General features: G+C 54.5%; 23 protein-coding genes and 1 tRNA gene. 20 read left to right on the forward strand and 4 right to left on the reverse strand.

What is annotated here, in order from left to right; translation table 11 throughout:
* The first annotated feature begins 50 nt into the window (after nucleotides 1–50).
* The 8 genes from AUP42_RS08750 (at nucleotide 51) to AUP42_RS08785 (ending at nucleotide 8,980) form a co-directional block, all read left to right on the forward strand.
* A complete protein-coding gene (locus AUP42_RS08750; protein ID WP_062950983.1) occupies nucleotides 51–908 on the forward strand; it encodes an ABC transporter permease in 858 nt (285 codons plus the stop codon).
* Nucleotides 901–1,725 (forward strand): quaternary amine ABC transporter ATP-binding protein, encoded by an 825-nt coding sequence (locus AUP42_RS08755; protein ID WP_062950985.1) that lies wholly within the window; start codon nucleotides 901–903, stop codon nucleotides 1,723–1,725. Before AUP42_RS08750 ends, AUP42_RS08755 begins: the two co-directional genes overlap by 8 nt.
* Nucleotides 1,722–3,224: an HAL/PAL/TAL family ammonia-lyase gene (locus tag AUP42_RS08760; RefSeq protein ID WP_062950987.1), complete on the forward strand. Its 1,503-nt coding sequence runs from the start codon at nucleotides 1,722–1,724 to the stop codon at nucleotides 3,222–3,224. Before AUP42_RS08755 ends, AUP42_RS08760 begins: the two co-directional genes overlap by 4 nt.
* Before the next feature lies 1 nt (nucleotide 3,225).
* Entirely contained in the window at nucleotides 3,226–4,026 is an 801-nt protein-coding gene (gene hutG, locus AUP42_RS08765) for an N-formylglutamate deformylase (protein WP_062950989.1), read from the forward strand.
* Nucleotides 4,023–5,699, forward strand: coding sequence for a urocanate hydratase (hutU, locus tag AUP42_RS08770; RefSeq protein ID WP_062950991.1), 1,677 nt, complete (start codon nucleotides 4,023–4,025; stop codon nucleotides 5,697–5,699). The genes hutG and hutU overlap by 4 nt, the downstream gene beginning before the upstream one ends.
* A gap of 72 nt (nucleotides 5,700–5,771) precedes the next feature.
* On the forward strand, nucleotides 5,772–6,869 hold the full coding sequence (locus AUP42_RS08775; RefSeq protein WP_062950993.1) for a TRAP transporter substrate-binding protein: 1,098 nt from the start codon (nucleotides 5,772–5,774) through the stop codon (nucleotides 6,867–6,869).
* 60 nt (nucleotides 6,870–6,929) lie between these two features.
* Nucleotides 6,930–7,433 carry a TRAP transporter small permease subunit gene (locus tag AUP42_RS08780; protein WP_062950995.1) on the forward strand — a complete coding sequence of 168 codons (504 nt, stop codon included), beginning with the start codon at nucleotides 6,930–6,932 and terminating at the stop codon, nucleotides 7,431–7,433.
* Entirely contained in the window at nucleotides 7,433–8,980 is a 1,548-nt protein-coding gene (locus AUP42_RS08785; protein WP_062950996.1) for a TRAP transporter large permease, read from the forward strand. Before AUP42_RS08780 ends, AUP42_RS08785 begins: the two co-directional genes overlap by 1 nt.
* 69 nt (nucleotides 8,981–9,049) lie before the next feature.
* Here AUP42_RS08785 and AUP42_RS08790 read toward each other — a convergent pair whose 3' ends face one another.
* Entirely contained in the window at nucleotides 9,050–9,607 is a 558-nt protein-coding gene (locus AUP42_RS08790) for a DJ-1/PfpI/YhbO family deglycase/protease (protein ID WP_062950997.1), read from the reverse strand.
* A gap of 196 nt (nucleotides 9,608–9,803) precedes the next feature.
* Between AUP42_RS08790 and AUP42_RS08795 the strand changes: the two genes are divergently transcribed.
* Both AUP42_RS08795 and AUP42_RS08800 read left to right on the forward strand, forming a co-directional pair.
* Nucleotides 9,804–10,460 carry an NAD(P)-dependent oxidoreductase gene (locus AUP42_RS08795; protein WP_062950998.1) on the forward strand — a complete coding sequence of 219 codons (657 nt, stop codon included), beginning with the start codon at nucleotides 9,804–9,806 and terminating at the stop codon, nucleotides 10,458–10,460.
* Between the two features lie 96 nt (nucleotides 10,461–10,556).
* On the forward strand, nucleotides 10,557–11,090 hold the full coding sequence (locus AUP42_RS08800; protein ID WP_062950999.1) for an NUDIX hydrolase: 534 nt from the start codon (nucleotides 10,557–10,559) through the stop codon (nucleotides 11,088–11,090).
* 12 nt (nucleotides 11,091–11,102) lie between these two features.
* On the opposite strand, the gene AUP42_RS08805 is transcribed toward AUP42_RS08800, so the two are convergent.
* Nucleotides 11,103–12,905 carry a monovalent cation:proton antiporter-2 (CPA2) family protein gene (locus AUP42_RS08805; protein WP_156484583.1) on the reverse strand — a complete coding sequence of 601 codons (1,803 nt, stop codon included), beginning with the start codon at nucleotides 12,903–12,905 and terminating at the stop codon, nucleotides 11,103–11,105.
* Between the two features lie 179 nt (nucleotides 12,906–13,084).
* Here AUP42_RS08805 and AUP42_RS08810 point away from each other — a divergent pair, with 179 nt between their 5' ends.
* Nucleotides 13,085–13,453 (forward strand): ArsR/SmtB family transcription factor, encoded by a 369-nt coding sequence (locus tag AUP42_RS08810; RefSeq protein ID WP_062951006.1) that lies wholly within the window; start codon nucleotides 13,085–13,087, stop codon nucleotides 13,451–13,453.
* A complete protein-coding gene (locus AUP42_RS08815; RefSeq protein WP_062951008.1) occupies nucleotides 13,450–13,983 on the forward strand; it encodes an SRPBCC family protein in 534 nt (177 codons plus the stop codon). The genes AUP42_RS08810 and AUP42_RS08815 overlap by 4 nt, the downstream gene beginning before the upstream one ends.
* Before the next feature lie 126 nt (nucleotides 13,984–14,109).
* On the opposite strand, the gene AUP42_RS08820 is transcribed toward AUP42_RS08815, so the two are convergent.
* A tRNA-Ser gene (locus AUP42_RS08820) sits at nucleotides 14,110–14,199 on the reverse strand.
* Between the two features lie 339 nt (nucleotides 14,200–14,538).
* Here AUP42_RS08820 and AUP42_RS08825 point away from each other — a divergent pair.
* The 3 genes from AUP42_RS08825 to AUP42_RS08835 all read left to right on the forward strand — a co-directional run bounded on the left by AUP42_RS08825 (nucleotide 14,539) and on the right by AUP42_RS08835 (nucleotide 17,332).
* A complete protein-coding gene (locus tag AUP42_RS08825; protein ID WP_062951010.1) occupies nucleotides 14,539–14,844 on the forward strand; it encodes a hypothetical protein in 306 nt (101 codons plus the stop codon).
* A 102-nt stretch (nucleotides 14,845–14,946) separates the two neighbouring features.
* Nucleotides 14,947–15,930 carry an NADPH:quinone oxidoreductase family protein gene (locus AUP42_RS08830; protein ID WP_062951012.1) on the forward strand — a complete coding sequence of 328 codons (984 nt, stop codon included), beginning with the start codon at nucleotides 14,947–14,949 and terminating at the stop codon, nucleotides 15,928–15,930.
* Between the two features lie 136 nt (nucleotides 15,931–16,066).
* Nucleotides 16,067–17,332, forward strand: coding sequence for a class I SAM-dependent methyltransferase (locus AUP42_RS08835; protein ID WP_062951362.1), 1,266 nt, complete (start codon nucleotides 16,067–16,069; stop codon nucleotides 17,330–17,332).
* Nucleotides 17,333–17,563: 231 nt separating this feature from the next.
* Here the strand turns inward: AUP42_RS08835 and AUP42_RS08840 are convergent, their stop codons facing one another.
* Complete coding sequence (locus tag AUP42_RS08840; RefSeq protein ID WP_062951014.1) at nucleotides 17,564–17,773, reverse strand: DUF1127 domain-containing protein; 210 nt, start codon at nucleotides 17,771–17,773, stop codon at nucleotides 17,564–17,566.
* A gap of 154 nt (nucleotides 17,774–17,927) precedes the next feature.
* On the opposite strand from AUP42_RS08840, the gene AUP42_RS08845 reads away from it, so the two are divergent.
* From AUP42_RS08845 to AUP42_RS08865, 5 genes are all read left to right on the forward strand, one after another.
* Nucleotides 17,928–18,854 (forward strand): LysR substrate-binding domain-containing protein, encoded by a 927-nt coding sequence (locus AUP42_RS08845; protein WP_062951016.1) that lies wholly within the window; start codon nucleotides 17,928–17,930, stop codon nucleotides 18,852–18,854.
* 342 nt (nucleotides 18,855–19,196) lie between these two features.
* The gene (locus AUP42_RS08850; protein ID WP_231858207.1) at nucleotides 19,197–21,047 is read left to right on the forward strand and encodes an extracellular solute-binding protein; all 1,851 of its coding nucleotides are present in this window, start codon (nucleotides 19,197–19,199) and stop codon (nucleotides 21,045–21,047) included.
* 3 nt (nucleotides 21,048–21,050) lie between these two features.
* Nucleotides 21,051–22,157, forward strand: a complete 1,107-nt coding sequence (locus tag AUP42_RS08855) for a microcin C ABC transporter permease YejB (protein ID WP_062951022.1) — start codon at nucleotides 21,051–21,053, stop codon at nucleotides 22,155–22,157.
* Between the two features lie 2 nt (nucleotides 22,158–22,159).
* Nucleotides 22,160–23,191 (forward strand): ABC transporter permease, encoded by a 1,032-nt coding sequence (locus AUP42_RS08860; protein WP_062951024.1) that lies wholly within the window; start codon nucleotides 22,160–22,162, stop codon nucleotides 23,189–23,191.
* Between the two features lie 11 nt (nucleotides 23,192–23,202).
* Nucleotides 23,203–24,837, forward strand: a complete 1,635-nt coding sequence (locus AUP42_RS08865; RefSeq protein WP_062951034.1) for an ABC transporter ATP-binding protein — start codon at nucleotides 23,203–23,205, stop codon at nucleotides 24,835–24,837.
* The last annotated feature ends 26 nt before the right edge of the window (nucleotides 24,838–24,863 follow it).

Below are 24,863 nucleotides of genomic sequence, written 5' to 3' on the forward strand. Positions count from 1 at the left end.
CGCCCTAGGGCGCATCCGGACAAGCAGGCAAGAATAAAGGAAAATCTTCGATGTTTCCCGAGAACCTTCATTATTCGATTCGCGGCCCGGTGAATGATTTCATCGAAACGCTGGTCATCAATTACGGCTGGATATTCAAGGCGATTTCGCATGCGCTTTTGCAATCCGTCCTGTTCATCGAATGGGTCCTGCGCGGCTTGCCGTGGTGGGTCGTTATCGTGCTTTTCATGGCGGGTGCGTGGTACAGCTCGCGGCGCTGGGTTCTGACCGTTGCGGTTGGCGTCTTGCTGTTTGTGGTCGGAATACTGGGTCTATGGGACCTGACGATGCAGACACTGGCATTGATGCTGATGGCGACCATCGTCTCCGTGGTGATCGGGGTGCCATTTGGCATTCTGGCGGCCAAAAGCAGTCTGGTGCGCAGCATCATCCTGCCGATCCTTGATATCATGCAGACAATGCCAAGCTTTGTGTATCTGATCCCGGCCCTGATGCTGTTTGGCTTGGGCAAGGTTCCGGCCATTCTTGCCACCATCATTTATGCCGTCCCGCCGCTGATCCGATTGACCGATCTGGGTATTCGCCAGGTCGACAAGGAAGTGGTTGAAGCCGCAACCGCGTTTGGTGGCAGCCCACGGCAAATCCTGTTCGGGGTCGAACTCCCGCTGGCGACACCAACCATCATGGCGGGCCTGAACCAGACAATCATGATGGCGCTGTCGATGGTGGTTGTCGCATCAATGATTGGTGCACGAGGGTTGGGTGAACAGGTTTTGAACGGTATTCAGACACTTGATGTCGGCAAGGGACTGGAAGCCGGGATCGGGATTGTCATTCTTGCCGTGTTGCTGGACCGGATTACACAGGGCCTTGGCAAGCCGAAGGCGGGAGGCGCGAGCCATGGGTAAAATCGAAATCCGCAACGTTTTCAAAATCTTTGGCCATCAGGAACAGAACGCGTTGCAGATGGCGCGTGAAGGCAAGGACAAGGATGAAATCCTCAATGTGTCGGGATGTTCGGTTGGCCTTAACGATGTCAGCCTGACCATCGAACCGGGCCAGATTTTTGTGATCATGGGCCTGTCCGGCTCGGGGAAGTCGACCCTTGTCCGGCACCTGAACCGGCTGATCGAGCCGACCAGTGGCGAGGTTCTGTTTGATGGTGAAAACATCCTGAACCTGTCGCCCAAGGCATTGCGTTCGTTCCGGACCCATCGTGTCAGCATGGTGTTTCAAAGCTTTGCCCTGATGCCGCACCGAACCGTGATGCAGAACGTGATTTACGGTCAGAAGGTGCGGGGTACATCCAAACAGGAAGCACGTGAAATCGGCCAGAAATGGATCGATGCGGTCAATTTGACGGGATATGAAAACAAGTATCCCCATGAATTGTCCGGCGGTATGCGCCAGCGTGTCGGTTTGGCCCGTGCATTGGCCGCCGATACCGACGTGATCCTGATGGACGAGGCATTCAGCGCCCTTGATCCGTTGATCCGGGCGGAAATGCAGGACCAGCTTTTGCAGCTTCAGACCGAGTTGCACAAAACCATCGTCTTTATCACCCACGATCTGGAAGAAGCGCTTCGGATCGGGTCGGAAATCGCGATCCTGAAGGACGGGCAGCTTGTGCAGGTCGGCAAACCGGCTGACATCCTGAACAATCCTGCAAACGACTATGTTGCCCGGTTCGTCCAGCGCCGTCAGGTCGGAGTGGAGGCGCAATGACACAGGATGTTGTGCTTTCGTCATCCCTGAGCTGGCAGCAGATTGCCGCCGTTGCCAATGGTGCGCGCCTTGCACTGGCCCCGGAAGCACGTGACCGGATCGTAAAAGCACGGAAAATTGTTGATGCGCTGGTGGAGCGTGGCATCAAGGGATATGGCATCAATACCGGTGTTGGTGCCCTGTGTGACGTGATCATTGATCGGGATCGTCAGCAGGCTTTGTCGCATAATATCCTGATGAGCCATGCCTGCGGGGTCGGTGAGCCACTGGGACAGGTTGAAACCCGTGCGGTCATGGCCGCCCAGATCAATAATTTTGCCCATGGTGCATCCGGTGTCCGGATCGAGGTGGTCGACGCCTTGCTGGCGCTTTTGAATGCCAATTGCATTCCGGTGGTGCCATCGCGGGGATCTGTCGGGTATCTGACCCATGCAGCATCGATCGGACTGGTTCTGATCGGGCATGGTCATGCCGTGCAGGGTGATGTGCGAATGACCGGTGCAGAAACCTGTAGGCAGATCGGGATCTCTCCGCTGCGCCTTGAAGCCAAGGAAGGGCTTAGTCTGGTTAACGGGACGCCCTGTGCGACCGGGCTTGCCTGTATGGCACTTTCGCGCTTGCAGTTGTTAATGGGGTGGGCTGATACGGCGGCGGCACTCAGTGCCGAAAACCTTGGATGTCAGATCACGGCATTTTCCGAAAAAGCACTGGGATTGCGGAAGTCCGATGGTTTGCAGAAAGTCGGCAGAATTCTACGCGATTATCTGGGCGATAGCCCGATGCTGGCGGCATCGGCAGGCAAACGCACCCAAGACCCGTTAAGTGTACGGGCGGTGCCCCATGTGCACGGTGCCGTACGAGACCTGTTTGACAATACCGTCGAAACGGTTGAACGCGAGCTGGCAAGTGTGACCGATAACCCGGCAGTTTCGGGTGATGCAACCTCGCCTGAAGTCCATTCCGAAGCCCATGCGGTCGGCGCCGCATTGGGGTTGGTTCTGGATGGGCTTGCGGTGGCGGCAGCCGAACTGGCGGCAATTTCGGAACGCCGGATCGATCGATTGGTCAATCCGATGGTAAGCGGTTTGCCTGCCTTTCTAGTGCCCGAAAGCGGTGTGTGTTCCGGTTACATGATTGCGCAATATACCGCTGTGGCACTGGTTGCGGAAAATCGTCGCCTTGCCGCCCCGGCAAGCCTGGACGGCGGGATCACATCAGCCCTTCAGGAAGATATCCTGACCCACGCCACACCGTCAGCCTGGAAGTTGCTGGGTATCCTCGACAATCTGGAAACGGTTCTGGGGATCGAACTTCTGGCAGCAGCACAGGCTTATGACCTTCGGGCAGAAGATGTCGCACCGGCCAAACGCACCGGCAAGGTTTACGCCAATATTCGTACGGTTGTTCCGTCCTATCGCGATGATCGCCCGATGCATGACGATTTCAACGCCATCCGGACTTTTATGAAGGCCACTTTCATCAATCAGGAGATCGGTTGATATGAATCCTGTGGAAATACAACGCGGTGATGGCCCCATCGTTCTGGGATTACCCCATACGGGGACCTATGTTCCAGACGACATTGCCGCAAAACTGAATGATCGCGGGCGCGAACTTGCCGATACGGATTGGCATATCCATACGCTTTATGACGGGCTTCTGGATAATGTCACGACGGTTCGGGCAACGTTCCACCGTTACGTGATTGATGCCAATCGTGACCCGGCAGGGGTCAGTCTGTATCCCGGCCAGAACACCACGACCTTGGTGCCGTTAACCGATTTTGATGGTGAAAACATCTGGGATCAGGCCCCTGACGACGATGATATCGCATTTCGGGCGCATCATTTTCACAGCGCCTATCATCAGGCATTGGCAGGCGAGCTTGACCGGGTGCGTGAAAAGCACGGGGTTGCGATCCTCTATGATTGCCATTCGATCCGGTCACATATCCCGTTCCTGTTTGACGGGAAGCTTCCGGATTTCAATATTGGCACCAATCTGGGTACGACCTGCGATCCGGTGATCGAGGCGGCAACGCGTGATATCTGTGCTGCGGCACAGGATTACACCAGCATCCTCAATGGCCGTTTCAAAGGCGGTTGGACCACGCGCCATTACGGTCGCCCCGATATCAATCAGCACGCCATCCAGATGGAACTGGCGCAATCAACCTATCTTCAGGCCGAGGCAGCACCCTGGGCCTATGACGAAAGCCGTGCCGCAAAACTGCGCACGCATCTGACTTCCATTCTTGAAAAATTGGCCGAACTGGCCCCGACGTTAAGAGGCAAATCATGAGCAACAATCCGCAGCATAACCAGCGCGACGTCTATCCGGCAACCGGCACGGAAATCTCAGCGAAAAGCTGGCTGACAGAAGCACCGATGCGCATGTTGATGAATAACCTGCATCCCGATGTGGCCGAAAACCCGCATGAATTGGTGGTTTATGGCGGTATTGGCCGTGCGGCGCGTACCTGGAAGGATTTCGACCAGATCGTTGCCAGCCTGAAGGAACTGGAAGATGACCAGACTCTTTTAGTGCAGTCGGGCAAGCCGGTGGGCGTGTTCCGCACCCACAAGGATGCACCGCGTGTCTTGATTGCCAATTCCAACCTTGTACCGCATTGGGCCAATTGGGATCATTTCAACGAACTCGATAAAAAAGGTCTGGCGATGTATGGCCAGATGACGGCGGGTTCATGGATTTATATCGGATCACAAGGCATCGTTCAGGGCACCTATGAAACCTTTGTCGAGGCCGGGCGTCAGCATTATGGCGGCAGTCTTACGGGCAAATGGATCCTGACGGGTGGTCTTGGCGGTATGGGCGGCGCACAACCATTGGCCGCCGTTATGGCCGGTGCATGCTGTCTGGCCGTGGAATGCGATGAAACCCGCGCCGATTTCCGCCTTCGTACCCGTTATGTCGATGAAAAAACCCATTCGCTGGACGAAGCACTGGCGATGATTGGTCGCTGGACCAAGGCGGGCGAGGCAAAATCGGTTGCCCTGATCGGCAATGCCGCCGATGTGTTCCCGGAACTGGTCAAACGTGGCGTTCGCCCGGATATCGTGACCGACCAGACATCGGCCCATGATCCGGTTCATGGTTACCTGCCGCAGGGCTGGTCGGTGGCGGAATGGCGCGAGAAGCAGGAATCTGATCCGAAAGCCGTGGCAAAAGCGGCGCGCGCATCGATGCGCGTTCAGGTCGAGGCAATGGTTGCCTTCCACGATGCGGGTATCCCGACCGTCGATTACGGTAACAACATTCGTCAGATGGCACTCGAAGAAGGGTTCGAGAACGCCTTTGCGTTTCCGGGATTTGTCCCGGCCTATATCCGGCCGCTGTTTTGCAAGGGGATCGGACCGTTCCGCTGGGCGGCGTTGTCGGGCGATCCCGAGGATATCTACAAGACCGATCAGAAGGTCAAGGAACTGATTCCGGATGACAAGCATTTGCATAAATGGCTGGATATGGCGCGCGAACGCATTTCGTTCCAGGGTTTGCCCGCGCGTATTTGCTGGGTCGGTCTGGGGCAGCGTCACCGTCTGGGGCTTGCCTTTAACGAGATGGTCAAAAACGGTGAACTGAAAGCCCCGGTGGTGATCGGTCGTGACCATCTGGACAGCGGTTCGGTCGCAAGTCCGAACCGCGAAACCGAGGCCATGAAAGATGGCTCGGACGCGGTCAGTGACTGGCCGTTGCTTAATGCGCTGCTGAATACGGCATCGGGGGCCACATGGGTCTCGCTGCATCATGGTGGCGGTGTCGGAATGGGCTTTTCGCAGCATTCCGGCATGGTAATTTGTTGTGACGGTACGGAAGATGCCGCACGTAGGGTCGAACGTGTCCTTTGGAATGATCCGGCAACCGGTGTGATGCGTCATGCCGATGCGGGATATGACATCGCACTGGATTGTGCACGAGAACACGGGCTTAATCTTCCCGGGATTCTTGGCAAGTAATCTGACGAAATACGGGCCGGGGGGCAGATGCCCCCGACCAATCAGGGTTCTTCATCACGGAGGCTATATAAAATGAAAAGACGTGAATTTCTGACCGCCGGTGTTGCCGGTGCCGGGGCTGCTGCCGTCGCGGCGACCTTTGCCACCCCGGCAATTGCACAGGACAAGCGACAGTGGAACATGGTGACCGCATGGCCCAAAAACCTGCCTGGGCCAGGCGTTGCCGCACAGAAACTGGCTGATCGCATCACGACCCTTTCGGGTGGCCGGATTGAGGTCAAGTTGCATGCCGCCGGTGAACTGGTGCCGGGCAACGGCGTGTTTGATGCGGTTGCCGAAGGGACTGCGGACATTTATCACGCGGTTCCTGCTTATTGGGGATCGAAATCCAAGGGCATTCTTCTGTTCGGGTCGCAGCCGTTCGGCCTGCGTGCAGACGAGCAGGTTGGCTGGCTGACCCATGGTGGCGGTCAGGAACTTTATGACGAGATTTATGGCCAGTTTGGACTGAAACCGTTCCTTTGCGGGAACTCTGGCCCGCAGTGGGCTGGCTGGTTCCGTAATGAAATCAAATCGGCCGAAGACCTTAAGGGGCTTAAATTCCGTACCACCGGCCTTGCATCGGAAATGTGTGCAAAGCTTGGCATGGCGGTTCAGGCCATGGGCGGGCGTGATATGTTCCAGGCGTTGCAGTCGGGTGCGCTTGATGCGGGCGAGTTCATCGGTCCGTGGTCCGATAGTGCGCTTGGCTTCTATCAGGTTGCCAAGAATTACTATTGGCCCGGTGTGGGCGAGCCGTCCTCGGCCGAGGAATGCGCGGTAAATGCCAAGGCATATGCCGACCTTCCCGACGATCTTAAGGCCGTGGTCAAATTTGCCTGTGACAGCCTTTATAACGAGGTCTGGACCGAGTACGAGACCAAACATGCGATGGCCTTGAAACAGCTTGTTGCCGAACAGGAAGTGCAGGTGCGCATGTTGCCTGATGATGTTATCGAAGCAATGGGCAAGGCAGCAGCCGAAGTCATTGGCGAGCTTCGCGAAAGCGATGATGCGCTGACGCGCAAAACGACTGAGAGTTTTGTTGCCTATCGTGATCTTATTGGCGGCTACATGACCTATGCCGATAATGGTCAGATGAATGCGCGCGCCAAGGTCCTTGGCTTCTGATAGAACTGAAGGCCGGCGCGGGTTTGCTCGCGCCGGTTTTGTCGTTTCGCGGGGGATTTCATGCAACGCCTTGCTGATGCACTGGATCAGGTGAACCAGTGGACCGGAATGACCGTGCGGTGGTTCGCACTTCTGATGGTTCTTTTGCAGTTTGCCGTGGTTTTGCTGCGCTATGTTTTCGGGTTCAGTTCGATCGCGTTAAATGAAAGCGTGCTTTACCTGCATTCCGGGCTTTTCATGCTGGGTGCGGGTTATACGCTTCTGGTCGACCGGCATGTGCGGGTCGATATTTTCTATGCCGCGGCGCATGAAACGACCAAGGCCAGGATTGATGCCTTTGGCTATGTCGTGCTGGCGATCCCGTCGATGGCAACGTTGCTGTATTGGTCATGGCCGTCGGTGGTTAATTCCGTTTCGATGCTGGAAGGGGCGATTTCGGTAGGGGGTATTCCTGCCGTCTGGTTGCTTAAATCCCTGATTCCAGCCTTTTGTATTCTTTTGATTATTCAGTCGGTTGCCTGTCTTCTGCGGCAAATTATCATTCTGCGGGGGCGTGCCGCCTGATGGAATATCTTGATCTATTGATGTTCGCGGCCCTGATGGGCTGCATTTTGCTGGGTTTCCCGGTGTCGTTTTCCATTGCCGGCGTGGCGGTGATTTTTGCTTTTATCGGCTGGGCGACGGACGCGATGAATATTGCGTTGATGGGCGCCCTTGGTCAGCGGGTGTTTGGCGTTCTGACCAATGACGTGCTGATTGCCATTCCGTTATTCGTTCTGATGGGCGTGGTTCTTGAACGATCACGCATCGCCGAAGATCTGTTGCATACCATGGGCCGGTTGTTTGGCCAGTTGCGCGGCGGGCTTGGCATTTCGGTCGTGCTGGTGGGCGCGTTGCTGGCGGCATCGACGGGGATTGTTGGTGCAACCGTGATTGCCATGGGCATGATCGCGCTGCCGACCATGTTGCGCACTGGCTATAACCCGAAAATGGCATCGGGGCTTGTATGCACGGCAGGGACTTTGGGGCAGATCATTCCGCCCTCGACGCTTCTGATCATTCTGTCGGATGTGATGTCATCAGCCTATCAGCAGGCGCAGTATGAACAGGGTAAGTTCACCATCGAAACCATTTCGGTCGGGCAGATTTTTGCAGGCGCCCTGATCCCTGGTCTGACGCTGGTGGTGATTTATATTGCCTATATCCTGTTGCGTGGTTTTTTCCGGCCAAATGATATGCCGCCGGTCAAAAGTGACGATGGCCGCCCGGATATGGGCGAGGTGATACGTGCGATCCTGCCGCCGGTTTTGCTGATTATTGCGGTTCTTGGTGCGATCCTTGGTGGAATCGCGACCCCGACGGAGGCCGCATCGGTCGGCGCGATTGGCGCGATCCTGATGGCGGGTATCCGGCAGGGAGCCAGTCGCAATCTGGTGCTGGCGGGGACTGCGGCCCTTCTTGTCCTTGCTGTCATGGCCGGGATTGCACCGGTCCGGTTTCAGCGCAACGATCTGGACGGGCTGGATTACGTTTTTGGTGCGGGTTATGTCGTGCTGGCGATCATCGGTGTTGCGGCTATTACCGCCTGCTTGAAGCAGGCATGGAAGGCGGATGTTCTGAAATCCGCCCTGACATCGACGATGACGGTGACGGCAATGATCTTTGCCACCATCCTGACCGCCAGCATGTTTTCGTTGGTATTTATCGGGTTGGGCGGCGAAGACCATGTCGCGGAAATCCTTGAATCCATGCCCGGTGGCCCGATGGGGGCGTTGTTCTTCTGCATGGCGGTGATTTTCGTTCTGGGCTTCTTCCTTGATTTTGTGGAAATCACGGTGATCCTGCTGCCATTGATCGCACCTGGGCTGATCATGATGGGGCATGATCCGGTGTGGCTGGCGATCCTGATTGCGATCAATCTGCAGACGTCGTTCTTAACGCCGCCATTCGGCTTCTCGCTGTTTTACCTGCGCAGTGCCGCACCACCTGAAATTACCACCGGACAGATTTATGCCGGTGTGGTGCCGTTTATCGCACTTCAGGTGTTTGGCATCTTCGTGATCTGGCTATGGCCGTCTTTGGCCAAATGGTTGCCAGGTGTGGTTTTCTGATGCCTTTGAATAAAAAACGCCCCGGTTTTCCGGGGCGTTTTTGTTGATCAGGCGGGGGACCTTGATCGGTTATGCAGCGCGACGATGTTTGCCTTCGCTGACTTCTTCGACAATCTTGGAAACAAAGGCATCAAGATCGTTAGGATTGCGTGACGTGATAATCGCCTGATCGCAGACCACGGGTTCATCGCGCCAAACCGCACCGGCATTCAGCAGGTCGGTTTTGATCGAACTGTATGAAGTTGCGGCGCGCCCGCGCAGGGCACCAGCTTCGACCAGAAGCCATGGGCCGTGGCAAATCGCTGCAACCGGTTTGCCGGACGCGACGAATTCTCGGACCAGGCTGACGGATGCCTCGTCATTGCGCAGAAGATCGGGATTGATCTGGCCGCCGGGGATAACCAGTGCGTCGTAATCGTTGATATCGACATCTTTGACTTCGATATCGACATCGACCGTGTCGCCCCAATCCTTTTTATCCCAGCTTTTGATCGGAGATGATTTGGGGGATGCGATTTTGACATCAGCCCCGTGGGTCGACAGTTTGTCGCGCGGAACACGCAATTCCGAACGTTCATAGCCATCGGTCGCGAGAATAAGAATCTTTGCGGTATCAATCGCAGGCATAACGTCTCTCCTTTCATTGATGTCGAGCGCTACACCTCACCAACGGCTATGATTTCAAAACGTTCCAAATTTTCCTGTGGCAATTTTGTGCCGATGTCCGAGCCAACTGGAAACTGCGGCTCTTGTTGACATCGAAGGGTTGCAAACTAGCTCTGAAGACAGGTTTGCATAGAAATGAAGAAGTCGGAGACACGATATGGCACGGGTTTTCATCATTGGTGTCACGGGTGGCATCGGTCATCGTCTGGCGCCGATTTTACTGGCGAACGGGCATCAGGTTACAGGGCTGCATCGTAAAACCGAACAGGCCGATAACCTCAGGAATGCAGGGATTACGCCGGTTGCTGGTGACCTGATGGAATTAACAGCCGAAACGCTTGCCCCTTTGATCCGGGGTCATGACATTGTTATCTTTTCATCCGGGGCGGCGGGCAGCGGCCTTGACCGGACCACGCGAATTGATGGCGACGGGCCGGGCCATGTATTGGCGGCGATGAAGCAGGAAGGCATTTCGCGGCTTTATCTTGTTTCCGCTTTCCCCGAAGCCGGACGCGGCAAAGACCCCAATCCGCGGTTTGAACATTACATGACCGAGAAAAAGCGCGCCGATGCGGATGTTGCGGCATCCGATGCTGATTGGGTGATCCTCCGGCCGGGAACATTGTTGCATGAAGATCAGGACGGGCGCGTGAACGCCGGATTTGCGATTCCTTACGGCACGGTCAAGCGTGGCAATGTTGCGCAGTTTCTGGCCAAATTGATTGAAACCCCGGAAATCCGTCGGGAGATTATCGAACTGACCGATGGTGGAACGGAGATTTCCGATGCGGTAAATCGGATCGTCCGGAAATAGGTTGGCTTCGTCTTTATGCTTCCGGGTTTTCGGTTGTTCTGCAGTGGCGGCTTCAGCTAGGGTCGGCAAACCGTCAATTTCAAACACCGGAATATCATGCATATCGACCTTGCCAGCTTTGTCCCACAGTCTGATCGTGACCTAGAAAATCACCTACGTATCAGTGACTTTATCGCAGGTGAACCCAAGGCATTTGAAAATGATCCGGTAACGTCACATGTCACGGGATCGGCCTTTGTCGTGAATGAAAAGCGCAGTCATGTGGTGCTGACCCATCACCGGAAGCTTAAACGCTGGCTTCAGCTTGGCGGGCATTGTGACGGAGTGCGTGATGTGTTGTTTGTTGCCCAGCGCGAGGCCTATGAAGAAAGCGGGCTTTCGTGGATACGGCCCCTGTCATCTGCGATTTTTGACATCGACATTCACGAAATTCCTGCAAATGCCAAGGGGCCCGCACATCTGCATTACGACATGCGGTTCCTGTTTGAAGCCGACATGCGCGATCCTCTGAAGATCACCGATGAATCCGATGATCTGGCATGGGTGGCGCTTGACCGGTTAGAGGATTACACCGACGAGCATTCGGTTCTGGTGATGCGCGACAAGCTTCGGGGTTTTGCCCAAGGTTAACGGAGCGGACAATTACAGCCGCGACATTGCCGGATCATCCTTGTTGGTGCGCGCATCATTGCGGTCAAGCTGATAGCTTTCATGAACCTTTGCCATACCGGCAATGCGGCCTTCGGCCACTTGGGCGTGCAGCATATCGATATCCCGTCGGCGAAATTCATCTGCAATCTGATCAATGACATCGTGTTCGGTTTCAAGCATTGAAAGCCCGTGGCGTGCCATGGAAACACCCGCATCAAAGGTTTCGCGATAAAGCTGTTCGACGCCAAGCCCGATTTCCATAAGATCGAGTGCATGGTTGCGGTCGTAAACACGCACCAGCAATTTCGGTTTAGGAAAGAGTTCGCTGATATATTTGGCGGCCTGTCTGGTCGCCTCACGATCATTGATGCACAGGCAGATCAAATCGGCATTCGCGGCTCCGGCGGTGGCAAGAACATCGCTTCGCCGGACATCGCCGAAATAGACCTTGTTGCCATAAAGGCTGGCCATCTGGATGCGTTTCGGATCATTGTCGATCGCGGTGGCGTTGATGCCACGTGCGGCCATGACACGTGAAATGATTTGCCCGAAACGGCCAAAGCCGACAATGATCACCGATTGCAATTCGGCCATTTCGATGCCGTCCACATCCGGCTGATCATCCTTGCGTAGTTTGGCAGACAGTTTTTCGGCAATCGCACCGACAAGCGGGGTGGCCGCCATCGAAAGGGTGACGATGGCGGTCAGAAGGTTGGCGCGTGTGGCACTGATGACGGCAAGCGATGCCGCCATGCTAAACAGGACAAAGGCAAATTCACCCCCTTGCGGGATGGTGATCGCGGCCCGCCAGGCGGTCGCGTGACATTTGCGAAAAATCCGGCACAGGCCATAAACCACGATCCCCTTGATTGCCATGAGCCCGGCTACCGATGCCAGAACAATTCCGATATTATTGGCGACCAGCGGCCAGTTGACCGACATGCCGACCGCGATGAAAAACAGACCCAGCAGGATGCCACGGAAGGGCTCGATATCGGTTTCAAGCTGATGTCGATATTCGGAATCGGCCAGCATCACACCAACCAGAAACGCGCCAAGTGCCATCGACAGACCGACAGCCTGCATCAGAAGGGCCGCGCCGATCACCAGCAGCAGTGCGGCAGACGTGAAGATTTCCTGTGCCCGGGTCAGGGCAATGATACGGAAAAACGGATTAAGCAGATATTTGCCCGCCCCGATAACCAGTGCAATCGCACCGATGGTCTTGGCAATATAGATCCAGTCGGTTCCGGCTTCGCCGCCGTCGCTTGTCGGACTGAGCCATGCGACAAGGGCGATCAGTGGCACAATGGCAAGGTCCTGAAACAGCAGGATCGAAAAGGCGGTATTGCCATGGTCGCTATTGAGTGTGCCCTTTTCTTCAAGGATTTGGAGCGCAAAGGCGGTTGAGGAAAGCGACAGGGCAAGTGCGGCAATCACGGCCTGCTGCCACGGCCAGTCAAAAGCAATCAGCACGGCATAAAGAAGGGCGGCAGTGACGACAACCTGCATCAGACCCAGTCCGAAAATCTCGCCTTTCATCGCCCACAGGCGTTGGGGACGTAATTCAAGACCAATAATAAACAGCAAAAGAACAACGCCAAACTCGGCGAAGTGCAGGACTTCTTCCGGTTCTGCAATCAGGGCAAGGCCAAATGGTCCGATCAATGCCCCTGCGCACAGATACCCCAGCACGGAACCCAGACGCAGTTTTTTAAAGATAGGCACTGCGAACACGGCTGCACCAAGGAAAAGGACCGCCGTGTGCAGGAACCCGCCTTCAATTACCGCCATTTTGTCGTTGTCCTCGTGCTTGATGTGGTTTTTTGCCAATTATATCGGGTGGCTTGTCCCCGGATTTTCAGTTTAGCGGGCGCGAAAACATCGCGCACCTAAAACCTCGTGCTGAAGGAGAGTGGTGTCATTTAATAGAATGGTTGACTCAGCGTGGGGTGGAATTTACATTCAACTGTATGGTTGAATTAAATGCACAGCAGATGAATGCGGTTTTTCACGCGCTTGGTGACCCAACGCGTCGACAGATGCTTTTTGATCTGTCGGAAGGGGAGAGGACTGTCAGTCAGCTTGCGGAACCATTTGCCATTTCACTAGCCGCGGCATCGAAGCATATCAAGGTGCTGGAAAGTGCCGGATTGATCCGGCGCGAAATCAGATGGCGCACTCATTATTGCCACCTTGATCCTGCCCCGCTGGCGAGTGCCTATGAATGGATTGGCTTCTATGCGCGGTTCTGGAACGAACGGCTTGATGTTCTGGAAAATCTGTTGCGCAGGGATGCCGCTAAGAACAGCCCCAACTCCAGGACGGGAGACGCCCAATGACCAATTTTGGAAAGATAGACGATTTCGGCACATTGATTGAGCCCGCGACGCTTAAAATCCAGCGACTTTTGCCCGGCCCGATCGAAAGGGCCTGGTCCTATCTGACCGAAGATGAGTTTCTCAGCAAATGGCTGGCATCGGCCGGGATGGAATTGAAGGTCGGCGCACCGTTCGAATTTGTCTGGCGCAACGATACCCTGACCAACCCGCCGGGAAACAAACCGGCCGGGTTTGGCGGCGAACACCGGATGCAAAGCAAGATTACCGCACTTGAACCGCTACGCAGGCTTGCCTTTACCTGGGTTGGCAGCGGGGATGTGTCGTTCGAGCTGGAACCAAGCGGCGATCAGGTATTGCTGACAATCATCCATCGCCGCCTTGCAGATCGGTCGAACCTGCTCAGTGTCAGTGCCGGATGGCATGCGCATATCGATATTCTGACCGGTCGGATTTCAGGCATTGAGCCCGAGCCGTTCTGGAATAATTGGGCGCGGCTGAAGGATGCCTATGGTCGCAAAATACCTGCGTAATTGTGATCAGCAGTAATCAGGATGTTTGAATATTGAGAGGGGGACGGGATTGCCGCCCCCTGCTATCGTTCTAAACGTAGAGATTATCGGGGAATGCAATCGGTCACGTGTTCATGACTGATAAAGTGGCAGAGAGGAGGGGATTCGAACCCCTGAGGGGCTTACACCCCAACACGCTTTCCAGGCGTGCGCCTTAAACCACTCGGCCACCTCTCCACATGCGATCTTGTATATATCGCGAAAGCGGGCGGACATTAGCCGACCCGATCCCGGTTGACAAGGCAAAATCCCGTACTTTTTGATGTTTGTTCAGGTCGCTATCCAAACGGCGAACAAGTACCCTTGTTACAATAACTTGACGGATAAAGTTGTAGCAATTTGTCCAATATTTACTTCTTGTTGATCAATCGCCTCTAAGGTTTCAGGCTATGGTTCCAGATGTACCGGGACGATAGGGTGATTCGCGGAAACCTTCACGCTGGCGGGGCAAAGCCGGTAGCGTGGCCGCGATCATAACGAAAACGAAAAGTTCTGACCGGGAATTCGGAGACGGCTATGTGGCTTTTCAGGGCGTTGGGATGGATATTGCTGTTTGCCAGTCTTGCTGTGCTGGTCGGTGATGGCATTACCGCGCTTCAGACAGGAACGTTCCGCTTTGTGGCGGCAGGCGAGCTCTGGTATCGGTTGGATGCCGGAAGCCTGAACCTGTTGCAGTCCGTGATCCAGCGTTATATCTCGGCCTGGATTTGGGACAATGCGTTTGTTCCGGCTCTTCTTGCCCCGGCCTTCATCATTTTGCTGGTGCCGGGTATCCTGCTGTTGCTGATGACCCGCAAACGCAGGCGTCAGAAGTTTTTCTAAGACTTTTTCATCTTTGTCTTTTGTCGGGCTTTTCCTTGTCGGATCGGTTTGCGCGCGGCACACTGTCTGTGATCGGGCAGGATCACGATATGGAAAACAGCCATGAAGGCATGGATATGCAAGGCATTTGGCGACGCGCCGATGTTGATCGATTGCGATGAACCGTTCGCACAATCCCGTGACGTCATCATTGATATCGCAGCGTGTGGCGTCAATTTTGCCGATACGCTGATCCTTGAAGGCAAATACCAGAAGCGCCCCCAGGGCCCGTTTGCGCCAGGGTTTGAAATTGCCGGGACAGTTTCGGCGGTTGGTCCGAGTGTGCGGGGCCTTAAAATCGGGGATCGGGTTATGGCAATGCCCGACTGGGGCGGGTATGGGGAAAAGATCGCGGTGGATGCAGGATCTGTAACTATCCTGCCCGATAATGTCGAATTTGATTCGGCGGCTGCATTTCAGATTGCCTATGGAACATCATGGTTTGGATTGAAATATCGCGCCAATGTGCAGCGAGGAGATGTCGTTCTCGTCCACGGGGCGGCAGGGGGTGTTGGCCTTACCGCGGTGGAGTGCGCCAGACTTTTGGGTGCCACCGTCATCGCGACCGCGGGTGGGGAGCCAAAATGCGCGATCGCCAAAGCGCATGGCGCGGATCATGTGATTGATTGCAAATCCGAAAGCATTCGGGACCGGGTAAAGGAAATCTGTGCCGGGATCGGGCGAACTGGGGCGGATGTGGTTTATGACCCGGTCGGTGGCGACGTGTTTGATCAGAGCCTGCGTTGTGTTGCGCCCGGCGCACGTATCCTTCTGATCGGATTTGCCAGCGGATCGGTGCCGCAAATTCCGGCCAACATCCTTCTGGTCAAGAATGTCGCCGCACTTGGCTTTTATTTCGGGGCCTATCTGGAACAGAACCCGGATATCGCAAAGGCAGGCATGGCTGAGCTTCTGGATCTGCTGTCATCGGGGAAGATATCACCAATGGTGTCGGCGGTTTATTCGCTTTCCTACGCGATGGTGGCACTAGAAGCGATCAGTAACCGGACTGCGACGGGGAAGCTTGTGATCCGCTGCGGCGAATGAGTTCGTCGCCTGACGATTATTCTATTAATCAAATCCTTGAAATTTTATAGGATGTTGCCGTCCCTGATATCGTTCCGTCCTGCGGGCTCCCTGTCGGGCTTGCTAAAGCACCTGTTGATCCATTGGAATGCCGCTGATGTCCGAAACCCGGAAAAAGCCAGACGAGCCAAAAGCGTCCGATAAAACGCGGGCACAATATGAAACATTCCCCTATCCGGCCCGTGATCCGAAGGATGAAGACCAGCGCCTCGTCGTGGGATCACCAGGAAACTGGGACGAAGTGGTTCATTTCGTGTTTGGTGGCTACGATCCGTCGGCGAATGACAAAAAGATAAAGATACTTGTCGCAGGCGGTGGTACCGGGGACGCGCTGGTGATGCTGGCGCAGCAGGCGCGTGATCGCAAGGCCAAGGTCGAGATTGTCTATATCGACCTTTCGGAAAGCTCGCGCGAGATCGCCGAGGCACGGATCAAACGCCGCAACCTTGAAAAGAACGTCAAATTTGTTACCGGATCGTTTGTTGATCTGGCCGGAAAATATGGTCCGTTTGACTATATTGATTGCTGTGGTGTGCTTCATCATCTGCCCGACCCGGATGCCGGGTTAAAGGCTTTGGCTGATGCGCTCAAACCCAAAGGCGGTATGGGTTTGATGGTTTACGGCGAACTTGGCCGGATCGGCGTTTATCATATGCAGGAGATGATGGATCGCCTTTCGGCGGAAGCTGGTGGGCGCAAAAGGCTTAATCTTGGCAAGGCACTGTTTGACTCATTGCCCGGTACAAACTGGCTGAAGCGTAACCCGTTTGTAAATGATCACATCCAGGGGGGAGACTCCGGGTTTTATGATCTGCTTTTGCATCAGCAGGATCGGGCATATCGCGTTGACGAGGTTTTTGATTTTGTCGAGAAAGCCGGTTTGCGGCTTCAGCAATTCATCGAACCGATGCGCTATGACCCGACGACCTATTGTTCGCGCCACGACGTTCTGGACAAGGCCGTACATGTGCCGTTCCGCAAACGCGCCGCATTGGCCGAATTGATGGCAGGCAACATTACCAAGCATCTGTTTTATGTGGTGAAATCGGAAAACAAGGTCAAACCGCCCGTACCTGATCGTAATGCGGTGCCATTCTTTGTGCGTATAGACGGGGCTGCCTTGGCGCGGTCTGTTGCCAAAACCGGCCATATCAAGATCAATTTTACCGGATTATCTGTAACGCGCAGCCTGCCCCCGGCGAGCCCCGGCATTCTGACGCGCATCAATGGCAAACGCACGGTCGGCCAGATTTACGAGATGTTTGACCCGAGACCCGACAAATATGAGTTTGATGCTCAGTTCGCGGTGATGTATTCGGTGCTGAATGCAGCAAACCTGATGTACCTGCATCCAGAGAGGTAATCCGGTTCGGGGTTATCCGGGTAAAAAAATGCCGACCATCGGGGGATGGCCGGCAATCAGGAACACAAAACCATCAATAACGGGTACGAATCTCGGTCTTGCGTGTCGGGAGACTGAAGACGCTTGTCAGCGCTTCAATAACCTGCAGGGGGAATGAAAGCGGCCCCTGCAAGCGGAAAAGTCGGGGAGACATAATAAATACTCTCGTTTTGGTGCCTTTAAGCGGAATGCTCAGGCTTTCCAGAATGGCTTGGCGGCTTCGATACGTGCTTCATATACGTCCCAGCCAATGTCGCGCAGCAGATGGCTGTCCATCGTCGCAAGCTTCTGGCGGAGAACATAACGTTTTGCCCACTGACGCGGCAATTCCATAACATTTACGCTGTTGTGGTGACGGCGGGTGGTGACAAAAGCACCGGCATCTTTGGTGATCGCGACCATGATCTCATTCCTTCAATCTATCGGCCAGCTCCCGATTTGTATGCGGCCTGAATGTTTCTCGTTCTGTTAAACCCAGAGTTACGCTTAAAAACACTTGCGCTCAAACCATCTTTTGTCATCATTGCATGAGTTTTAATCATGCAAGTTGGTTGCCATGAAACGCCGCCCATTGCCGTTAAATGCGCTTCGTGCCTTTGAAGTCGCCGGTCGGCTTGAAAGTTTCACCAAAGCTTCACATGAGCTTAATGTGACACAAGGGGCCGTTAGCCGACAGGTGCAGCATCTTGAGGATGTGTTGGGGCGGCAATTGTTTGAACGTCATCACCGGCGCCTCAAGCTGACGCGACCGGGGCGCAACTTGCTGTCGTCGTTAACTGCGGCATTTGATTCGATCGAGCTGGCCGTGTCGCGGATCGAAAACCGGCCGGATGATACGCAGCTTAAGGTCCTGTCGCCTCTGACATTTGCAATGCGCTGGATCGTGCCGCGCCTTGGACGGTTTCAGATGGAACATCCCGACCTGCAAGTGCAGTTGGGAACATATAGCGACGATGCCGCCCCGGTAGATTTTAACGAAACCGATATTGCCATACGTTTTGCTGATACGCCCGGTGATCAACTGGTACACGAATTCTTGACCGGTGAACGGCTTCTGCCGGTGTGCCACCCCAATCTTGCGAAAGAACTGAAAACCCCAGAAGACCTTGGTCGGGTTACCCTGCTGCATTGTTCGGCTCAGCGAGAAGATTGGCGCATATGGCTGAAGGGTACGGGGATAGAGGGGGTTGATCCCGACCGGGGGCCGGTTTTTGCGACTCTTGATATGGCGATGGAAGCTGCGGCCAGCGGATTTGGCGCGGTGATTTCAGACCCGGCGATGATTGGGGAATATGTGGTAACCAATCGTTTGACCGTGCCGTTCGATTTGCCGGTAGATAGCCCGTATGCCTATTCACTGTGTTATCCCGAGGGACGTCTGGAGCGGCACAAGGTGCGGGCGTTTCGCGACTGGTTGATGACCGAAATCAGGATGGAGACGGACAAGCGCAAGCTTTTGCAAAAAGAATCAGGGGCGGAATGACAGTTTCAAGATGATGCCTTGAAATTGAACCATTTTATTCCTCATTATGAATATGTCGTTTGGATCAAGATGCGTTACGGACGTAACGTCGGCGTAACCGGTCCCCGTTATTCTTGGCGGGACTTGTCCGGAACGTTTCGAACAGTGCGTCCGTAATTGTGTCAGATCATCCAATGATGCGTATTGGCCCTGCCGGGGTTCGGGCTTCGAGCCGGGCACATTTCAGGAATAAATATGACGCGGCAAGCAGGCGAGACGTGCATCGCACGGAAAACGGGGAGCCCGGGAAAAATTTCCCGCTATTTCGGGGGCGCATTTGGGGCGCTGATATTCGCAGCATCGTTGACGGTTTCGACGGCAGCGATGGCACAGAATGGCGATAAACCCGATATTACAGCCGCACCGACCGTGCGGGTCGATGAGGAACAGCTTAAACCCCTGACCACCGTTTCACACGGCATATCGCTTTATGGCGATTTGAAATATGGGCCTGATTTCCGGCATTTCGATTACGTCAATCCGGATGCTCCCAAGGGTGGGACGCTTGTGCAGGGTTCTATCGTCGCGTTTGACACATTAAACCCCTATACCCTTAAAGGCACGGCTGCCAGCGGGCTTGGCCTGATCTATGACAGCCTTATGGTATCTAGTGCGGACGAGCCTTCGTCGCTTTACGGGTTGATTGCACGCAGCATTGAATATCCCGCGGATCGGTCATTTGCCATTTTCCACCTTGATCCGCGCGCGCGGTTTCAGGATGGTACGGACATCACCGCCGAAGATGTCGTGTTTTCGTTCAATATCCTGATTGAAAAGGGCAGCCCGGTTTATCGGCAATATTACGCCCAGGTCGCAAAGGTCGAGGCGATTGACGATTTGACAGTCCGGTTTGATTTCAAACCGGGCAACAACCGTGAAATGCCGATGATCGTGGCCGAGCTTGCCATTATGCCTAAGCATTACTGGGAAGGGCGGGACTTTTCCAAAACCACCTTTGATATTCCGGTAGGTAGTGGCGCCTATAAAATCCGCGATTTTGAATCCGGTCGCCGGATTACCTATGAACGGGTCAAGGATTACTGGGCAGAGGATCTGCCGGTTAATCGTGGCAGCAACAATTACAATACGTTGCGGTTTGACACCTATCTTGATCCCGATGTGCAACGTCAGGCGTTCTTTGCCGGGGAATATATGATCCGCAGCGAACATTCTTCGCGCGAATGGAGTACGGCATACAACACGCCCGCAGTCCAGAATGGCCAGATCAAGAAGGAATTCCTGCCCGATAATCTGCCAAATGGCATGCAGGCCTATGTGTTTAATACGCGTAAACCGCAATTTGCCGATATCCGCGTACGGGAAGCCCTGCAATATGCGTTTGACTTCGAATGGCTGAACCGTGCGATGTTCTATGGCGCGTATAAACGCAATGTCAGCTACTTCGCCAATTCCGAACTGGCAGCGACCGGTGTGCCGCAGGGCGAGGAGCTTGATATCCTGAAAGGATTCAGAAGCCAGCTTCCACCGGAACTGTTTACCCAGCCACCACAATTGCCGAACTTTGATGCACCCAATGGCCGACGCGAAGCATTGCGCCATTCGATGCAGCTTTTGCAGGATGCGGGCTGGGAATTGCGCAATATGCAGCTGGTCAACAGTAAGACCGGTGAACCGTTCCGGTTTGAGCTGATTATCCGCCAGCCGGGGCTCGAGAAGATCGCGCTGGTTCTGAAGGCGCGCCTGCGCCAGCTTGGCGTAACCATGGATATTCGCCTGATCGATACCGGGCAGTGGGTCAATCGCATTCAGGCCTATGATTTCGATATGACGACTTTCTGGTGGACACAAAGCCTTTCACCGGGGAACGAACAGCGGATTTTCTGGTCATCCGAAGCCGCCGACCAACCCGGCAGTCGCAATTTTGCCGGTATCAAAAGCCCGGTTATTGATGAATTGATTGATCTGGTTGTGGATGCCGACAGCCGCGAAAGCCTTGTGCAGCGTGTGCGTGCACTTGATCGCGTTTTGCAGTGGGGATTTTATGTGATCCCGCAATATTATCTTGGCGGGGACCGGATGGCCTATTGGGATGTGTTCGGAAGACCTGATGTGGTGCCACTTAAGGGATCATCCGTCATGACATGGTGGATTGATCCCGAAAAGTCGCGGCAGCTTAAGAAGGGAGGGTACTAGGCCATGCTGAATTACATCCTGCGTCGTCTTTTGCTGATCCCGGTGACGCTGTTCGGGATTATGGTTCTGAACTTTGCAATCGTGCAATTCGCGCCGGGCGGCCCGGTAGAACAGATGATTGCCCAGTTACAGGGCACGGATGTTGCCGCAACCGCGCGCATCAGCAATCAGGGGGCTGATAGTGGCGGCGGTGGTGCCAGCGGGGGAAACAATTTTTCCTCGACCTCGAACTACCGTGGGGCTCAGGGGCTTGACCCCGAAATCATCACCCAGCTTGAAAAGCAGTTCGGGTTCGATAAACCGGCTTATGAACGTTTCTGGATGATGATGAAAAATTATCTGACGTTCGATTTCGGCCAAAGCTATTTTCAGGATCGCGATGTGGTCGATATCGTGATCGACAAGATGCCGGTCTCGATATCGCTTGGCCTTTGGTCGACATTGATCATCTATATCATTTCCGTGCCGCTTGGCGTTGCCAAGGCCGTGCGGGACGGGTCGAATTTTGATGTCTGGTCATCGGCGGCGATCATTGTCGGTTATGCCATTCCGGGCTTTCTTTTGGCCGTGATGCTGATCGTGGTGTTTGCCGGTGGAACCTATTTCGATCTGTTCCCGTTAAGGGGGCTGACATCATCGAATTTTGATGAATTGTCGCTTTTGGGCAAGGTTGCGGACTATTTCTGGCACCTCGCATTGCCGATTACGGCACTGACCATTGGTGGCTTCACCACTCTTACGATGCTGACGAAAAACTCGTTCCTTGATGAAATCAACAAACAATATGTGGTCACAGCACGGGCCAAGGGATTGACGGAAAAGCGGGTTCTTTACGGGCATGTGTTCCGCAATGCGATGTTGCTTGTCATTGCCGGTTTCCCGAGTGCATTGATCGGGTTGCTGTTTACCGGTTCGGTCCTGATCGAGGTGATTTTCTCGCTCGACGGGCTTGGGTTGCTTGGTTTTGAAGCCGTGATGAAGCGTGATTACCCGGTAATGTTTGCGACACTTTATCTGTTTACGTTGTTTGGTCTTGTGCTGAACCTTATCAGTGACCTCAGCTATCACTTCGTTGATCCGCGGATCGACTTTGAAGCGCGGGATAATTGATCATGGGTAACATCATTCTGTCGCCGCTGAATAAACGCCGCATGGCAAATTTCCGGACGAACAGGCGTGGCTATTGGTCGTTGGTTGTTTTTGCGATCCTGTTTGTGATCTGTCTGGCTGCCGAACTGGTGGCCAACGACAAACCGATATTTGTCAAATATGACGACAACTGGTACGTCCCGATCCTGTCAGATCATCCCGAAACTGCCTATGGCGGGGATTTTGACGTCGAAACGGATTTCTACGATCCCTATATCCTTGGCAAGATCGAAGAACATGGTTTCGCCATCTGGCCACCAATCCCGTTTTCCTACAACACCATTGATTTCGAAATGCGCGAGGCACAGCCGGCCCCGCCATCATTCCGTCATTGGCTGGGAACAGATGACCTTGGGCGTGACGTGCTGGCGCGTCTGATTTACGGGTTCCGGATATCGATCCTGTTTGGTCTTGCCCTGACCGCGATCAGTTCGGTGATCGGGATCGCGGCTGGTGCGGTGCAGGGTTATTTCGGCGGCTGGGTCGATCTTGGTTTCCAGCGTGTGATCGAAATCTGGGCCGGATTGCCGCAGTTGTTCATCCTGATCATTCTGGCCAGCCTGTTTGCGCCGGGTTTCTGGACGCTTTTGTTCATTCTTGTGCTGTTTAGCTGGATGAGTTTGACGGGTCTTGTGCGTGCAGAATTCCTGCGGGCACGTAATTTTGAATATGTTCGGGCCGCGCGTGCATTGGGCATGACCGACTATCGCATCATGTATCGTCATGTGCTGCCAAACGCGATGGTGGCGACGATTACATTCCTGCCGTTTGTATTGAACGGTTCGATTGTGGCGCTGACATCGCTTGATTTCCTTGGGCTTGGCATGCCACCAGGCTCGCCGTCGCTTGGTGAATTGCTTGCGCAGGGAAAAAATAACCTTCAGGCACCGTGGCTTGGCATGACGGCGTTCTTTGCGATTGCCCTCATGCTGAGCCTTCTGATCTTTATCGGCGAGGCGGTGCGTGATGCCTTTGATCCGCGCAAGACATTTTAAAGGAAACGGTTATGACGACCAATCAATCGACACAGCCGCTTCTTGAGGTAAAGGACCTTTCGGCGAGCTTTGCCGGGGTTCCGGCGATCACGGGTGTTTCGTTTGCCATGAAGCGCGGCGAGACGATGGCGCTTGTTGGCGAAAGCGGATCGGGTAAATCGGTGACCGCACTTTCGATCCTGCAATTGCTGCCCTATCCGCGGGCAAGCCATCCGGGCGGTTCGATCATCTTTGACGGGCAGGAAATGATCGGCACGGATGCGAAAATCCTGCGCAAGATTCGGGGAAACCGGATCGCGATGATTTTCCAGGAGCCGATGACATCGTTAAATCCGCTGCATAATATTGAAAAGCAGATCGGGGAAGTGTTGCTGCTTCATAAGGGGCTTCGCGGACGCAAGGCGCGGGAACGCATTCTTGAACTGCTTGATCTGGTGGGTATTCCCGATCCGGCGTCGCGATTGAAGGCATTGCCCCATGAATTATCGGGCGGGCAGCGCCAGCGGGTAATGATTGCGATGGCACTGGCGAACGAACCCGAATTGCTAATTGCCGACGAGCCGACCACGGCGCTTGATGTGACCATTCAGGCGCAAATCCTTGAGTTGCTAAAAGAGCTGCAGTCCAAGCTTGGTATGGCATTGCTGCTGATTACCCACGATCTTCAGATCGTGCAGAAAATGGCCGACAATGTTTGCGTGATGAAGGATGGCGAGGTGGTCGAGCGCGGCACGGGCTGCGGGCTTTTTGACAATCCGCAGCATCCCTATACCCAAAAGCTTCTGGCGGCAGTGCCAAGTGGCAATGCGCCACCTTTGCCCGACAATGCACAGGAGCTGATCCGGACAAATGACATTCTGGTACGGTTCCCGATTGGCAAGAAGGGGCTGCTTGGCCGCCCGGAATATTACCTTAATGCGGTCGATCATATTTCGCTTAGCCTGAAACAGGGCGAAACATTGGGCATTGTTGGCGAAAGTGGATCGGGGAAGACGACACTTGCGATGGCGATCCTGCGTCTGCTGTCATCGACCGGCGATATTCGATTTGATGGTAAAGATGTCCGGCAATTTTCCGGGGGTGATTTGCGCGCATTACGTCGCGACATGCAGGTAGTGTTTCAGGATCCGTTCGGATCCCTGAGCCCGCGTATGTCGATCAGCCAGATCGTCGGCGAAGGGCTTGAAATCCATAACCCGGAAATGTCCCGGCAGGAACGCACTGAACGCATTGCCGAGGCGTTGCGCGAAGTCGATTTGCCGGTGAACGCAATGGATCGTTATCCGCATGAGTTTTCTGGCGGGCAGCGCCAGCGCATATCCATTGCGCGTGCACTGGTCTTAAAACCGCGTTTCATGGTTCTTGATGAACCGACATCGGCACTCGATATGTCGGTACAGGCACAGATTGTCGAACTTTTGCGTGATCTTCAGGCGCGCCACAAGATGGCCTATCTGTTTATCAGCCATGACCTTCGTGTGGTGCGCGCTCTGTCGCATCGGGTGATGGTGATGAAGGGCGGGCGGCTTGTCGAAAGCGGAAATGCCGACGAAGTCTTTGAAAATCCGAAGGAATCCTATACAAAGGCATTGTTGGCTGCGGCACTTGATTTGCGTGCAGCCGGGTCGGAGTTCGTGCAAAGCTAAGTCCGAAGGGAACCTGACAATGGCTA

The organism is Thalassospira lucentensis (genome assembly GCF_001613805.1).
In the GTDB taxonomy this organism is placed as follows: Bacteria; Pseudomonadota; Alphaproteobacteria; order Rhodospirillales; family Thalassospiraceae; genus Thalassospira; species Thalassospira lucentensis_A.